The following is a 14,765-nucleotide window of genomic DNA, read 5'->3' on the forward strand; positions in this document are numbered from 1 at the left end:
CGCATGAATCCCGATCTCATCAAGATGATCTTCGGCCGCCTCAATCTGGACGCGCTGCCGCTGCACGAGCCGATCCTGGTCGCCACCTTCGCGGTGGTCGCGACCGGCGGGCTGGCGCTGTTCGCCATCGTCACCTACTTCCGGCTCTGGGGCTATCTGTGGCGCGAATGGTTCACCACCGTGGACCACAAGCGCATCGGCATCATGTACATGATCCTCGGCATCGTGATGCTGCTGCGCGGCTTCGCGGACGCGCTGATGATGCGCCTGCAGCAGGCGATCGCCTTCAACGGCTCCGACGGCTATCTCCCGGCCCACCATTACGACCAGATCTTCACCGCGCACGGCGTGATCATGATCTTCTTCGTGGCGATGCCGCTGGTGACGGGTCTGATGAACTACGTGGTGCCGCTGCAGATCGGCGCCCGCGACGTCTCCTTCCCCTTCCTCAACAATTTCAGCTTCTGGATGACAGTCGGCGGCGCCGTGCTGGTGATGATGTCGCTGTTCGTCGGCGAATTCGCCCGCACCGGCTGGCTCGCCTACCCGCCGCTGTCCAACATCGGCTACAGTCCTGACGTCGGCGTCGATTATTACATATGGGGACTACAGGTCGCCGGCGTCGGCACCACGCTATCGGGCATCAACCTGGTCTGTACCATCGTCAAGCTGCGCGCACCGGGCATGACGATGATGAAGATGCCGGTGTTCACCTGGACCTCGCTCTGCACCAACGTCCTGATCGTCGCCTCCTTCCCGGTGCTGACAGCGGTGCTGGCGCTGCTGTCGCTCGACCGCTACGTCGGCACCAACTTCTTCACGAACGACTTCGGCGGCAACCCGATGATGTACGTGAACCTCATCTGGATCTGGGGCCATCCCGAGGTCTACATCCTGGTGCTGCCGGCATTCGGCATCTTCTCCGAAGTGACCGCGACGTTCTCCGGCAAGCGGCTGTTCGGCTACACCTCGATGGTCTACGCCACCGTCGTCATCACCATCCTGTCCTATCTGGTCTGGCTGCATCACTTCTTCACGATGGGCTCTGGCGCCAGCGTCAACTCGTTCTTCGGCATCACCACCATGATCATCTCGATCCCGACGGGCGCGAAGATGTTCAACTGGCTGTTCACGATGTATCGCGGCCGCATTCGCTTCGAGCTGCCGATGATGTGGACGGTGGCGTTCATGCTGACCTTCGTGATCGGCGGAATGACCGGCGTGCTGCTCGCGGTACCGCCGGCCGATTTCGTGCTGCATAACAGCCTGTTCCTGATCGCGCATTTCCACAACGTGATCATCGGCGGCGTGCTGTTCGGCCTGTTCGCCGGCATCAACTACTGGTTCCCGAAGGCATTCGGCTTCAGGCTCGATCCGTTCTGGGGCAAGCTGTCGTTCTGGTTCTGGGTCTCGGGTTTCTACTTCGCCTTCATGCCGCTCTATGTGCTCGGCCTGATGGGCGTGACCCGCCGGCTCCGCGTGTTCGACGATCCATCCCTGCAGATCTGGTTCGTCATCGCGGCCTTCGGCGCCTTCCTGATCCTGCTCGGCATCGGCGCGATGCTGGTGCAGTTCGCGGTGAGCATCCTGCGCCGCGAGCAGCTGAAGGACACCACCGGCGATCCCTGGGACGCGCGCACGCTGGAATGGGCGACCTCCTCGCCACCGCCGGACTACAACTTCGCCTTTACCCCGGTGGTTTACGACAACGATGCCTGGTGGGACATGAAGCGCCGCGGCTACAGGCGGCCGCTGACCGGCTTCAAGCCGATCCACATGCCCTCCAACACCGGCACCGGCATCATCCTCGCAGCCTTCGCGACGGTGATGGGATTCGGCCTGATCTGGTACATCTGGTGGCTTGCCGCCGTCAGCTTCATTGCGCTGCTCGCGGTCGTGATCGGCCACACCTTCAACTATCACCGCGACTTCCACATCCCGGCGGATGAGGTGGTGCGGACCGAAGACGCGCGGACGCGCGTTCTCGCCGCGGGAGCCCAGACATGACCGTTGCTACCGTCTCCACACAAAGCTCCGAACCGGTCTTTCACGTCCTCGACGAGCACGCGCATCCGGAAGGCGCCAGCACCATGCTGGGTTTCTGGATCTACCTGATGAGCGACTGCCTCATCTTCGCGATGCTGTTCGCGACCTACGGCGTGCTCGGCGGCAACTATGCCGCCGGTCCGGCGCCGAAGGACCTGTTCGACCTCAAGCTCGTCGCGCTCAACACCACGATGCTGCTGCTCTCCTCGATCACGTATGGTTTTGCCATGCTGACGATGGAGAAATCGAGGATCAGCGCGACGCAGGCCTGGCTCGCGATCACCGGGCTGTTCGGCCTCGCCTTCCTCGGCATCGAGCTCACCGAGTTCGCGCACATGATCCATGAGGGCGCGACGCCGCAGCGCAGCGCCTTCCTGTCGTCGTTCTTCACGCTGGTCGGCACCCACGGCCTGCACGTCACCTTCGGCCTGGTCTGGCTGGTGACGCTGATGGTGCAGACCGCGCGCTTCGGCCTCACCGAAGCCAACCGGCGCCGGCTGATGTGTCTTTCCATGTTCTGGCACTTCCTCGACGTGGTCTGGATCGGCGTCTTCACCTTCGTCTACCTCCTGGGAATGCTGCGATGACAACAGAAGCCCGCACTCTCGAAGCCAATGCCGGCGGTCACGGCCATGATGACCATGGCGGCGCGGCCCACGGGTCGCTGAAGAGCTATCTGATCGGCTTCGGCCTCTCCGTCGTCCTCACCGCGGTGCCGTTCTGGCTGGTGATGACCGGCGCGATCGCCGACAAGCAGGTCACCGCACTGATCGTGCTGGTGCTCGCCGCGGTGCAGATCGTCGTGCACATGGTGTACTTCCTGCACCATGAACACGCGGTCCGAGAACGGCTGGACCATGATGGCGATGATCTTCACCGTGATCATGGTGGTGATCGCGCTGACCGGCTCGCTGTGGGTCATGCATCATCTCAACATCAACATGATGCCGATCCACGACATGAGCCAGATGCCGTGACGATGCGCTCTGCCGGACCATCGCTTGTGCTGCTCACGCTCGGCATGCTGGGCGTGGTGCTGCTGAGCGCACTCGGTATCTGGCAGATCGAACGCAGGACCTGGAAGCTGGCGCTGATCGAGCGGGTCGAGCAGCGGATGCATGCGGCGCCGACAGCGCCGCCGCCTCCCTCGTCATGGCCGGCGGTTACGGCCGCGAGCGACGAATATCGCCGCGTCACCGTGCGCGGCACCTTCCTCAACGCCGACGAGACGCTGGTGCAGGCCGTCACCACGGACGGCCCTGGCTTCTGGGTGCTGACCCCGCTGCAAATAGCTGACGGAACCACGGTGCTGGTCAATCGCGGCTTCGTTCCGCCTGATCGGCGCGATCCCGCGACGCGGCGCGACGGCATCCCGCAGGGCGTGCTCAGCGTGACCGGGCTGCTGCGGATGTCGGAGCCCAAGGGCGGTTTCCTGCGCAACAATGACCCCGCGGCCGGCCGCTGGTATTCGCGCGACGTCGCCGCGATCGCTGCCTTGCACGGGTTGTCGCAGGTAGCCCCCTTCTTCATCGACGCCGATGCGACGCCCAATCCGGGCGGCACCCCCATCGGCGGGCTCACGATCGTGCGGTTTCCGAACAACCACCTGATTTACGCGCTGACATGGTTCGCGCTGGCCTTTATGCTGGGCGGCGCGCTCCTGCGCGTCGTCAGCGGCAGGGGCCGCGCCGGCGCCTCCGATCCAAGGTGGGGCTTAAGGCGCGCCGCCGTGCGCCGCCTGATCGGCGCAGCCCGCAATCTGTCTCGCGACACAGGCCCAGATGCTCGAGCGCACATCGGATCTGCATGACGAAAATGCCACGGCCCGTGATGCCGTCCGCCGTGCGCGCGGCTGCCGGCATGCCGTTCGATCTCGCAGCACCCGCCGACATCGCGACCAATCGCAAGAACATGGCCCTGCTGGTCCAGCTGCGCTGGATCGCCGTGATCGGGCAGATCGCCACCATCGGCTTCGTGCAGTTCTGGATGGACGTCGCGCTGCCGCTGCTGCCGATGGCCGCCGTGATCTTCGGGCTCGTCGCGCTCAACCTCGTCAGCCTGCTGTGGCTGCGCTACCGCGCCGACATCAACAACCGCGAGCTACTGGTTGCGCTGGCGCTCGACGTTGCGGCGCTGACCGCCCTGCTCTATCTCAGCGGCGGCGCCACCAATCCTTTCACGTCGCTCTATCTGCTGCAGGTGACGCTCGGCGCGGTGCTGCTCGATGCACCCTCGACCTGGTCGCTGGTGGCGCTGGTCTGCATGAACTTCGCCTGGCTGACCAGCTACTATCGGCCGCTAGAGCTGCCGCAGGGCTTTGCCGAAGCCTTCAATCTCTATATTGCCGGCACGTTCATCGGCCTCGTGCTCGACGCCGTGCTGCTCGTGGTGTTCATGACCCGGATCAACCGCAACCTGCGCGACCGCGACCTCCGCCTCGCGGCGCTGCGCCAGCACGCGGCCGAGCAGGACCACATCGTGCAGATGGGCCTTCTGGCCTCCGGCGCCGCGCATGAGCTCGGCACCCCGCTCGCCTCGCTCTCGGTCATCCTGGGCGACTGGCGCCGGATGCCGGCGCTCGCCTCCGATCCCGAGCTGTCGCAGGACCTCGGCGAGATGGAGATCTCGGTGCAGCGTTGCAAGTCGATCGTGACAGGCATCCTGCTGTCGGCCGGCGAAGCCCGCGGCGAAGGCTCCTCGCCGACCACGGTCGCGGCGTTCCTGACCGCGCTGGTGGAGGAATGGCGGACGACGCGGCCGTCGGCGACGCTGTATTTCCGCAACGCCTTCGGCGCCGATCTGGCGATCGTCTCCGACATCGCACTCAAGCAGGCGATCTTCAACGTGCTCGACAATGCCGCCGAGGTCTCGCGTGACTGGATCGAGCTGATGGCCGAACGCAATGCCGACAAGCTTGTGCTGTCGGTGACCGATCGCGGTCCGGGCTTCTCGCGCGAGATGCTGGCGCATGTCGGCAAGCCGTATCAGTCGACTAAGGGCAGCTCCGGCAGCGGCCTCGGCCTGTTCCTGGTCGTCAATGTCGTGCGCAAGCTGGGCGGCGTGGTGACGGCGCGCAACCGGCCGGATATCGGCGCCGCGGTCAGGCTCGAGCTGCCGCTCTCGACGCTTGCGATCGGAGACCATCTTGACGGATGAACGCCAGCTCCTGATCGTCGAGGACGATTCAGGTTTTGCCCGCACGCTGAAGCGCTCGTTCGAGCGCCGCGGCTACGGCGTCGCGGTGTCGGCCTCGCTCGACGAAGTCCGCGAGCTGCTCGAGCAGCAATCGCCCGGCTATGCCGTCGTCGACCTGAAGCTCGCCGGCGGCGCATCGGGCCTTGCCTGCGTCGAAGCGCTGCACGCGCATGACCCGGATATGCTGATCGTGGTGCTGACCGGGTTCGCCAGCATCGCGACCGCGGTCGAGGCGATCAAGCTCGGCGCCTGCCACTATCTGGCCAAGCCGTCGAACACCGACGACATCGAGGCCGCGTTCCTTAAAGCGCAAGGCAACGCCGCCATCGAGGTCGGCGCGCGGCCGACCTCGATCAAGACGCTGGAATGGGAGCGCATTCACCAGACCCTGATGGAGACCGATTTCAACATCTCCGAAGCCGCGCGCCGCCTCGGCATGCACCGCCGCACCCTGGCCCGCAAGCTGGAGAAGCAGCGGGTGAAGTAGACGATAGAGGCGGATGATGCCAACGAGGAACGCGAATCCGCTCCCGATCAGCCGGCCGCCTCTCGGTCCGTTACGACATCGCGGCGACATCCGCCGCAGTGTCGATGTACTCCTGAAAATAGACCGCCTTTCCTCCGCGGTACTTGAAAACGTGGGCCCATTCGTTCTTGACGGTCTTCCCCGTTCTCTTTGCCCGCGCCGTGAGCGTACCCAAGACCACGACAGTGTCGCCCTGCTCAATCATCTCACGTGGTGCAAACTCGCTGAATTCCAGATTCTCGCCGACCTGGACGAAGAAGTTTGCAATCTGCTGCTTTCCTCTAAAGGTCCCAGCCCAAGGCAATTTATCCTGGGGACCTGGGGTTATCCACGTGCAGTCGTCATCGATCAGATCTCTCATGAGCGCCGGAATGTCACCACGTTGAAACGCCTCATAACCCTTCCTGGTTGCCTCAACATTGGATGTCATCGGATTTCTCCTCGCTGCAAATTGATGGGTCACCTTAATGTCGATCAAATAGCGGTCGGGCAGCCAGCATAGCATGCCGCGCTCCGATCGCCGTCGTCATCCGTGAAACAGCACGGGACGATTCTGGTCAGGATTGCTTACGTGGCTTTCGAGCGCCGTTCGGCGTCCGGAGGTCCCTGGCGCGGAAGCTCGAGAGAAACAGCGGGTGAAGTAGCCGATGCAGTAGCCCGGATGGAGTCAACGGGTCGCACGAATGCGTGCCCGATGACAGGCTCCACTCAGTCGGCAACAGGCCCATCGACAGACCGGACCGTCCAGCGCTACCGCCGAGCCAAGAAGACCCCTAGCAAGAATGCAACGGCAAGTGATTGAAGGGGAGCCGCCTTGGCCACTTCACTCAAGTGATGCAGCCACCGATCTTGCGGCAAAGGCTCAAAGACATCGTGCTCAGCCATCTGACGGATCGCCTCTGACGCCCGCTCTATTCGCTGTTCAGGGGTAGCACTGGAAGCAATGGAGTCTTCGTTAGCCATGTACATCCCTCAGGCATAGCACTGCAACGCAGTCCACGCTGTCTGAACAGGTCGGAGCAAGCTAAACGCGGCACTCCGACGTCCGTTGTAAGGCCAGACCAATGGATGGTACTAACGTTCGAAAACCGCTGACCGTTCCTCGGCTCCTCTAAGGGAGCGTGTTGCCGCGCAAATGCACTCAATCATCCCCGAAGAAATTCGCGATCGGACGAGGCGGGGAGGCATCGCCTTCGGATGCCATAATCGGCGCTTCGCGGCGCTCTGCCTGCTCCAGGAGCACCGGAACTTCGCGGCGTTGTTCGCTCTGCTCGATGCGCCGCTGTTGACGCCTTGCCTGCTCGGACGCAATGCGCTTCGCTTTGCGTTCAGCGTACCGCTTTCCCCGTTCCCTTTCTTCAACTTCAGATCTCCTCGCGTCCACCGCATCCGCCTGCCTCTCGACGGGCGCTTGCACAACCTTGACTGGCTCCGGGTGTACCTGCGACTGCGAAGGCGGGGTAGCTTGTTGCGTGGCGGGCTCCGGCTGGGTGGCAGGTTGCGGCGCCTGCGCGACTTCTGCTGTCGATGGCAGGACAACGCGTGCTGGTTCCGCAGGTGCTGGCGAAGAGACGCGCGTCTGAATGTTGGCAGTATCCCTGAGCGCCGAATTGGCCATGAGTAGTCCACCACCGAAACCAGCACCGAGAATCATGAAGGTTGTTCCGACGCCAGCGAAAAATATGACTGTCTTTGATGTCATGGCCCACTCTCCTCCGATGACGAGCGAACGCGCGAAAGATACCGGCGTTCCGTTTCGGATAACTCGGCAATGAGTGCCCTCGTCCGAGGGGCTGACGGTGCGGACAGCTTGGAACATCAACCTCCTCGGCTGAAGATCACGATCGAGAGCCTACCCCTTCCCACGCTCTCAGCGCGCGACGTGGCAGCAATAACGGCGTCGTCAGCAGAAGCAGTCCGCTGAGCGCGATCGCCGTCCGGACACCGGCGAAGCCCGCCAGCAGGCCCCAGAACGCGGTCAGCACCGCGATGGTTGCACTGCTGGTGATCGTCCAGGCCGAGAGCACGCGCGCGGTCCGCTCGATCTCGACCTGGGCCAGACGATAGGCCGCAAACACCGGATTGAAGATACCGGCGCAGGTGACGAGACCGAACTGAAGCGCAAAGACGACCGCGATGCCCGCGACACCGTTCGGCATGAAGGCGAGGCCGAGCGACCAGCAGGCACGCAGCGTACCGGCCGCGAGCAACACATTGTGCTGCCCGAAGCGCGCGGCCAGCGCTGGCGCGAGCCGTGCGCCGATCAGGCCGCCGATACAGGGCGCCCCGAATGCGAGTCCGTACTGCCAGGGCGCAAAGCCGAGACCGCGCAGCATCAGCACCGCAAGCAGCGGCGCTGTCGCCATGATCAGGCCGTTGACCAGCACGGTGTTGAAGAACAGCAGGCGGAGCACGGGATGCGCGAGGATCGCCCGCCATCCCTCGATCAGTCCGGCCGCGCGAAATCCCTGGGCCTGGCGCTGGGCGGGCGCAGGCTCGCTTCCGCCGATCCGCCGGATGGCCAGCGCCGAGAGCAGAAAGCTGAGCGCGTTGGCGATCACGGTCACCACCGGGCCGAACACTCCGATTGCCGCGCCGCCAAGCGGCGGCCCGATCGCGGTCGCGGTCCAGGTCGTGGCTTCGAGCCGCCCGTTCGCGATCACGAGATCGCCCGGCTCGACCAGCGCCTTCAGGCAGGCGCCGCTCGCCGCACGGAACGCGATGTCTGCGGCGGCCATGATGACGGCGACGACGACGAGCTGGACGAAGGTCAACCGTCCCAGCACGAACGCGATGGGAACGCTGATCGTCGCCGCGAAGCGGATCAGATCCATCGCGATCATCACCGGCCGCTTGCGGCGGAATTCGATCCAGGGCCCGAGCGGCACCGCCACCGCGGCCCCGGCCAGCAGCCCCACGGCCACAAGCGCCGAGACCGCCTCCGGCCTTGCATGCAGCACCAGGATCGCGAGCAGCGGGAACGCGTCGAAGGCGATCCAGGTACCGAATGTCGAGACCGTGAACGCGGTCCACAGCCAGTCGTAACCGCCCCCCAGCGACCGTCCTGCAAGCATGCCGCGCCCCTCGCCGGCTCCGCGATCTCGCCGCCAGCGCGGCGCAGCAGGTCATGAGTCGCGGCGATCAGCCAAGGGGCGATTTGTGCACGACGATATGCAAGGCCGTACGCACGACGCCGCTTCCGTGCCCGGCGAGATCGTGCACCAAAACAAAGAGCCCCGTCTCTCGACCGGGCTCTTCGAAATCCTGCAGCGTTGTTTAGGCGGCTTCGTCTTCGACGGCGGTATCGTCGCCATCGGTATCGGCATCCTCACCGTCGGCATCGCCCTCGCCTTCACCCTCGGCTTCCGCCTTGGCGCCGCGGCGCGGGCTCTTGGCGAGCTGGCCTTCGATCTCCTTGATCGCCTCGGTCTCGGTCGAGTGCTGCACAACCGCGATTTCGCGCGACAGACGGTCGAGCGCCGCTTCATAAAGCTGGCGTTCGGAGTAGGACTGCTCGGGCTGCGATTCCGAACGGTAGAGATCGCGGACCACCTCGGCGATCGCGACGATGTCGCCCGAATTGATCTTCGCTTCGTATTCCTGGGCGCGGCGCGACCACATGGTGCGCTTGACGCGGGCGCGACCCTTCAACGTCTCCAGCGCCTTCTTGACCAGCGCCGGCTCCGACAGCTTGCGCATGCCGACATTGGCGACCTTCGCCGTCGGGACGCGCAGCGTCATCTTGTCCTTCATGAAATTGATCACGAACAGCTCGAGCTTGGCGCCCGCGATCTCCTGCTCCTCGATCGCCAGGATCTGGCCGACGCCGTGAGCGGGATAGACGACGAATTCATTGGCCTTGAAGCCCTGGCGCTGGGTCACGACCTTCTTCTCTTCCGGGCGGGACGGAGCGGCCGGCTTGGCGGCAACCTTCGGAGCAGCGGCGGGGACGGCAGCCTTCGGTGCGGCCGGCTTCGGCGCGACAGCAGCAGTCTTGGGGGCGACCTTCGCAGCAGCGGGCTTCGCAGCTGCCGCTTTCGCGGCAGTCTTGGCAGTCTTTTCTGGCATCACGCTTCTTTTGTTCTTTGAGGACTTTGCAGCCGCCGCCTTCTTGGCTCCCTTCACGGGCGCCTTGGCACGGCCCTTGGTTGCGCTGCGAGCAACGACAGCGGCTTTCTTCGTCGTCTTTGAAGCACTCTTTTTACGCGTTTTCTGTGACACAGCCTGCGCGCGGAAACTGCCACGCCCCTGTTCGATGTTTGCGGGAACCTCGACGCCACAAGGTACGCATGGCAGGGGGTTCTTGGCCTGTAATGGTGCAGATATAGCACATTTTCCGCAAAAATCAATGGTTTACGCCCGATTCCGGGCATAACGGGGCATCCTCAGGTCATATGTCCGTCATTAGGGTTAAATCGGCGGCTGAACGGAGGGCCAGCGGCGGCCCAAGCCCGCCCCTATCGGGGTAATGCCGAAGAGTGCGTCAGCGAATCAGTCGCCGCTGCCCGGTTTCGGAGAAAAATATTTCTCGAACTTGCCTTCCTTGCCCTCCCACTCCTTGGCGTCCTCGGGCGAGTCCTTCTTCTGGGTGATGTTCGGCCAGCTCTTGGCATATTCGGTGTTCACCTCGAGCCACTTCTCCAGCCCCGGCTCGGTATCCGGCTTGATGGCGTCAGCCGGGCATTCCGGCTCGCACACGCCGCAATCGATGCATTCGTCAGGATGGATGACCAGCATGTTCTCGCCCTCGTAGAAGCAATCGACGGGGCAGACCTCGACGCAGTCGGTATATTTGCACTTGATGCAGGCTTCAGTGACGACGTAGGTCATCCAAAACTCCGGAACGATCGATTTTTCTGGGGTTGCGTAGCGCAGGAATACCGGGGCCGCAAGGGAAGCCGACCCTGAAAAACGCCAGTATTCTCACGCGCCTGCCACCCCAAATTGGGATAGCAAGCGCTAGATAACTACTCCTTGCCTGCTTGCAAATTGCCGGCCTGCAAATCCTCGTACAGCACGCGCGCCGAACTGGCATCGCCGCGCCGCTCGGCAAAGCCCGTGACCTTCAGCACGCGGACACTGTTGTCGAGCGCGACGGTAATGACGTCGCCCGCCTTCACCGCATGGCCCGGCGATTTCTCGCGCGTGCCGTTGATGCGGACATGACCTGATGCGACGAGTTCAGCCGCGCTGGTGCGGGCCTTCACCAGGCGCGCGTGCCACAGCCATTTGTCGAGCCGCTGTCTGTCCAAGCGTCAGACCAAGAACCAGACCAAGGGTTGGATTATTCCTTCCGGCCGGCGAGCTGCTCCTTCAGGGCAGCGAGCTTGGCGAACGGCGAGTTCGGATCGATCGGACGGTCGCGCTCGCGCGGCGCGCTCGAGGCGTAGGGCCGATGCGATGGGCCGCCCTCGCGCTTGTCGCGGCCGCCCTTGCCGAAATCGCGGCCGCCGCGGTCACGATCACCGCCCTTGCGGTCACCACCACCGAACTTGTTGTCGCGGCGACGCTCATTGTCGCGATCGCGACCCTTGCCCTCGAAGCGCTCGCGGCGCTGGCCCTTGTCCTCGCGCGGCGCGCCGTCGGCCGGCGCGGCAGCGGCCGGCCGCAGCGCCGTCAGCGGGCGCGCCTGGGCGCGGAACGCGGAAATCCTGGTGGCGGCGCGGCCGGCGATGATGCTCGCGCTTCTGGCCCTCGCCACCGCCCTCCGTGGCCTGCGCACCCTCGGCGGGCTTATTCTGGTGACGGCCGCGGTTGCGGTCGTGACCGCGATGATGCGGACGGCGCTCGTCGGAGCGACCACCGGGACGCCAGACTTCGACCATTTGCGGCTCGGCCGGCGTTTCCGCGGCGGCCTCGGCGGTTGCTGCGTCAGCGCTCGCGGTCTCCGCAGGCGCTTCGGCGGCGGACTCTGACGGTGTCTCTGCGGCAACGGCCTCCGGCGCCGTCTCCGCAACGGCTTCCACCGCAGGCGCGGGCTCGGCCGGGACTTCAGCAGCGGGGGCTTCAGCAGCGGGCGCTTCGGCAACAGCGGGCTCATCGACCGGCGCGGCGCGCTCGGCGACAGCATCCTGCTGGGTCTCGAGCACCACCGGCGTCGCTTCGCTGGCGACCACCTCGGCAAAGCCGACGTCGGGCAGCAGCGCGGCCGAAGGCGCGGGATCGCCGGACACCGGCTGATCGGCGGCGGCTTCGGCCTCAGGCGCAGCGGCGGCTTCCGGCGCATCGGCCACGACCTCGGCAGCCGCATCGACCGGCGCGTCCGCGGCGACATCAGATGTCGCCTCGACCGGCGGCGTCTCGGCGGCGATGGTCTCGGTGGTCTCGACCGGCGCAACCTCGACTGCCTTCGGCGGCAGCGGCGGACGGCGGTCCATGCGATAGCCGAGCGCGCGCAGGATGGAGGCAAAGTCCTCACCGGCGGAGCCGGTCAGCGAGGTCATCGCCTGGGTGACGACAAAGCCGCGGCCATCGAACGCACCGGCCGGCTTCTCGCCGGGCGAGGTCTCGCGCCAGGCCAGCGCCGGACGGATCAGATCGGCGAGCCGCTCGAGAATGTCGACGCGCACCGCGCGCTCGCCGCACTGGCGATAGCCGAGCACGCGATAGCCGTCGCGCGGCAGGGCCTTGTCGACCGGGAACGAGGTGCGGCCGCTCGACGCCAGATGCTGCACATTCGACAGCGCGCCCATGTCGACATTGCTCTGCTTCTCGGCCCACAGCAGCGACGCCAGCGAGCGCGCCGCGGGCTTCAGGAGCTGCGGAAAATAGATGTGATAGGCGCCGAACCGCACGCCGTATTTGCGCAGCGCGGCGCGCGAGGGCTGGTCGAGATCCTTCATCTCGGCGGCGATCTTGCTGCGCTCGAGCACGCCGAGCGCCTCGACGAGCTGGAAGGCGATGCCGCGGGCGATGCCCTGGATATCCTCGGCCTTGGACAGTTCGAACAGCGGCCCGAGCAGCTTCTCGATATGCGTCTTGAGCCAGAGATCGAGCCGGGTCTGCACGGCCTCGCGCGAGGCGCCGGTCAGCCGCTCGTCGGAAATGATGCGCAGCCGCGGATGCAGCGCGTCGTCGGCGGCCACCAGCTTGGCCACCGCATCGCCCGGTCCAGCGGATGGTACCGTCGGAGGTCAGCACGAACTGCTCGTCGGGGGCGGCGCCCAGTTTCTCGGCACGCGTATCGATCTCGCGCGCCAGCACCTGCTGGGCGGCGGCTTGCAGCGCCTTGGCGTCGCTGCCGGCCTCGGCCGCATCAGGTGCGAAGGTGAAACCATCGAGCCGGCCGATCACGTGGCCTTCCACGATCACTTCACCGGTCTTGCCAATTTCCGTATTCAAAACTGAGTTCTCCCGCAGGCGGCGCATCAATACACTGGTCCGCCTGTCAACGAAACGCTCCGTGAGCCGTTCATGCAGCGCATCGGACAATTTATTTTCGAGATCGCGCGTGATCCCCTGCCAGTGCTCCGGGTCGTAGAGCCAGTCGGGCCGGTTGGCAACGAAGGTCCAGGTCCGGATCTGCGCGATCCGGCCCGATAGCGTGTCGATATCGCCGTCGGTCCGGTTGGCCTGGTCGACCTGGGCGGCAAACCATGCGTCAGGGGATACGCCCCTTTTGCATCAGGAAGCCATACAGCGTGGTCACGAGTTCGGCATGGGCGGCCGGCGACAGCTTTCGGTAGTCCGGAACCTGGCAGGCCTCCCACAGTCGCTCCACCGCGGCCGCGCCATGCGCGAATTCGCGCACCTCGGCGTCGCGTGCGACATGTTCGAGCACGCGCAGGTCCTCGGCCACCGGGGCCCGCGTCAGTGCCTCATGATTGGGCGTCAGCGCCAGCGACACCTGCAACGCGCCGAGCGAGGCGAAATCGAGCCTGGCGTTGCGCCATTGCAGCATCTTCACGCTGTCGAAGGTGTGGTTCTGCAGCGCATTGACGAGCTCCGGCTCGAACGGCGCGCAGCGGCCGGTGGTGCCGAAGGTGCCGTTGCGCGTGGCGCGGCCGGCACGGCCGGCGATCTGCGCGAATTCGGCCGGCGTCAGCCGGCGGAACTGGTAGCCGTCATATTTGCGGTCGGAGGCGAAGGCGACGTGATCGACATCGAGATTGAGCCCCATGCCGACCGCGTCGGTGGCGACGAGATAATCGACGTCGCCGTTCTGGAACATCTCGACCTGCGCATTGCGCGTGCGGGGCGAGAGCGAGCCCAGCACCACGGCCGCGCCGCCATGCTGGCGGCGGATCAGTTCGGCAATCGCGTAGACTTCATCGGCGGAGAACGCGACGATCGCGGTGCGCCGCGGCTGCCGCGTGATCTTGCGGTCGCCGGCGAATTCGAGCTGCGACAGCCTCGGCCGCGTGACGATCGAGGCGCCCGGCAACAGCCGCTCGATGATCGGCCGCATAGTCGCAGCCCCAAGCAGCAGCGTCTCGTCGCGGCCGCGGCGATTGAGCATGCGATCGGTGAACACATGCCCACGCTCGAGATCGGCCGCGATCTGGATCTCGTCGACCGCGAGGAACGAAACATCGAGATCGCGCGGCATCGCTTCCACGGTCGAGACCCAGAAGCGCGGCGCCTTCGGCTTGATCTTCTCTTCGCCGGTGATCAGCGCGACATTGTCGACGCCGGCGCGGGCCGCGACCTTGTTGTAGACCTCGCGCGCGAGCAGCCGCAGCGGCAGCCCGATCAGGCCGGACGAATGCGCCAGCATGCGCTCGATCGCGAGATGCGTCTTGCCGGTGTTGGTCGGCCCCAGCACCGCAGTGACGCCTGCGCCGGGCACGCGGTCATTTCCGAACGAAGTTGAGAAAGCCATATTTTGCAGGTGTTTCTTTTATTGAAGGCGATATCCCCAACCCGTCATCCTGAGGTGCGAGCGAAGCGAGCCTCGAAGGATGCACGGCCAAGATCTATCCGCACGTTCTGATCGAACCTTCCTCTCGCGGACAGAGCGGGGCTGTCGCCCTTCGAGACGGCCGCTGCGCGGCCTCCT

At 65.1% G+C, this 14,765-nt stretch carries 11 protein-coding genes and 2 pseudogenes; 6 read left to right on the forward strand and 7 right to left on the reverse strand.

All coding sequences use genetic code 11. The annotated features are described in order from the left end of the window. The first annotated feature begins 3 nt into the window (after positions 1 to 3). The 6 genes and pseudogenes from cyoB to ACVWW1_RS28255 all read left to right on the forward strand — a co-directional run bounded on the left by cyoB (position 4) and on the right by ACVWW1_RS28255 (position 5,728). Positions 4 to 2,007, forward strand: a complete 2,004-nt coding sequence (cyoB, locus tag ACVWW1_RS28230) for a cytochrome o ubiquinol oxidase subunit I (protein ID WP_456658177.1) — start codon at positions 4 to 6, stop codon at positions 2,005 to 2,007. Beyond that, complete coding sequence (gene cyoC / locus ACVWW1_RS28235) at positions 2,004 to 2,633, forward strand: cytochrome o ubiquinol oxidase subunit III (protein WP_456658178.1); 630 nt, start codon at positions 2,004 to 2,006, stop codon at positions 2,631 to 2,633. The genes cyoB and cyoC overlap by 4 nt, the downstream gene beginning before the upstream one ends. Continuing rightward, positions 2,630 to 3,023: pseudogene (cyoD, locus tag ACVWW1_RS28240) on the forward strand (cytochrome o ubiquinol oxidase subunit IV). The gene cyoC and the pseudogene cyoD overlap by 4 nt, the downstream one beginning before the upstream one ends. A gap of 2 nt (positions 3,024 to 3,025) precedes the next feature. After that, on the forward strand, positions 3,026 to 3,856 hold the full coding sequence (locus tag ACVWW1_RS28245; RefSeq protein WP_456660694.1) for an SURF1 family protein: 831 nt from the start codon (positions 3,026 to 3,028) through the stop codon (positions 3,854 to 3,856). 5 nt (positions 3,857 to 3,861) lie between these two features. Next, a complete protein-coding gene (locus ACVWW1_RS28250; protein ID WP_456660695.1) occupies positions 3,862 to 5,202 on the forward strand; it encodes an ATP-binding protein in 1,341 nt (446 codons plus the stop codon). Beyond that, positions 5,192 to 5,728: a response regulator transcription factor gene (locus ACVWW1_RS28255; protein ID WP_176528563.1), complete on the forward strand. Its 537-nt coding sequence runs from the start codon at positions 5,192 to 5,194 to the stop codon at positions 5,726 to 5,728. Before ACVWW1_RS28250 ends, ACVWW1_RS28255 begins: the two co-directional genes overlap by 11 nt. A gap of 70 nt (positions 5,729 to 5,798) precedes the next feature. Here the strand turns inward: ACVWW1_RS28255 and ACVWW1_RS28260 are convergent, their stop codons facing one another. The 7 genes and pseudogenes from ACVWW1_RS28260 to ACVWW1_RS28290 form a co-directional block, all read right to left on the reverse strand. After that, the gene (locus tag ACVWW1_RS28260; protein ID WP_173640163.1) at positions 5,799 to 6,197 is read right to left on the reverse strand and encodes a nuclear transport factor 2 family protein; all 399 of its coding nucleotides are present in this window, start codon (positions 6,195 to 6,197) and stop codon (positions 5,799 to 5,801) included. A gap of 711 nt (positions 6,198 to 6,908) precedes the next feature. Then, positions 6,909 to 7,469, reverse strand: coding sequence for a hypothetical protein (locus tag ACVWW1_RS28265; protein ID WP_456658179.1), 561 nt, complete (start codon positions 7,467 to 7,469; stop codon positions 6,909 to 6,911). A gap of 136 nt (positions 7,470 to 7,605) precedes the next feature. Further along, complete coding sequence (locus ACVWW1_RS28270) at positions 7,606 to 8,841, reverse strand: MFS transporter (RefSeq protein ID WP_456658180.1); 1,236 nt, start codon at positions 8,839 to 8,841, stop codon at positions 7,606 to 7,608. A 202-nt stretch (positions 8,842 to 9,043) separates the two neighbouring features. Further along, a complete protein-coding gene (locus ACVWW1_RS28275; protein ID WP_207834574.1) occupies positions 9,044 to 9,835 on the reverse strand; it encodes a CarD family transcriptional regulator in 792 nt (263 codons plus the stop codon). Between the two features lie 423 nt (positions 9,836 to 10,258). Further along, positions 10,259 to 10,597 (reverse strand): ferredoxin FdxA, encoded by a 339-nt coding sequence (gene fdxA, locus ACVWW1_RS28280; protein WP_426437879.1) that lies wholly within the window; start codon positions 10,595 to 10,597, stop codon positions 10,259 to 10,261. 137 nt (positions 10,598 to 10,734) lie between these two features. Further along, positions 10,735 to 11,019, reverse strand: coding sequence for an RNA-binding S4 domain-containing protein (locus tag ACVWW1_RS28285; protein WP_092120020.1), 285 nt, complete (start codon positions 11,017 to 11,019; stop codon positions 10,735 to 10,737). A 32-nt stretch (positions 11,020 to 11,051) separates the two neighbouring features. Then, a pseudogene (locus ACVWW1_RS28290) lies at positions 11,052 to 14,588 on the reverse strand (helicase-related protein). Positions 14,589 to 14,765 lie beyond the last annotated feature (177 nt).

The sequence above is a fragment of the Bradyrhizobium sp. JR3.5 genome (assembly GCF_054057015.1).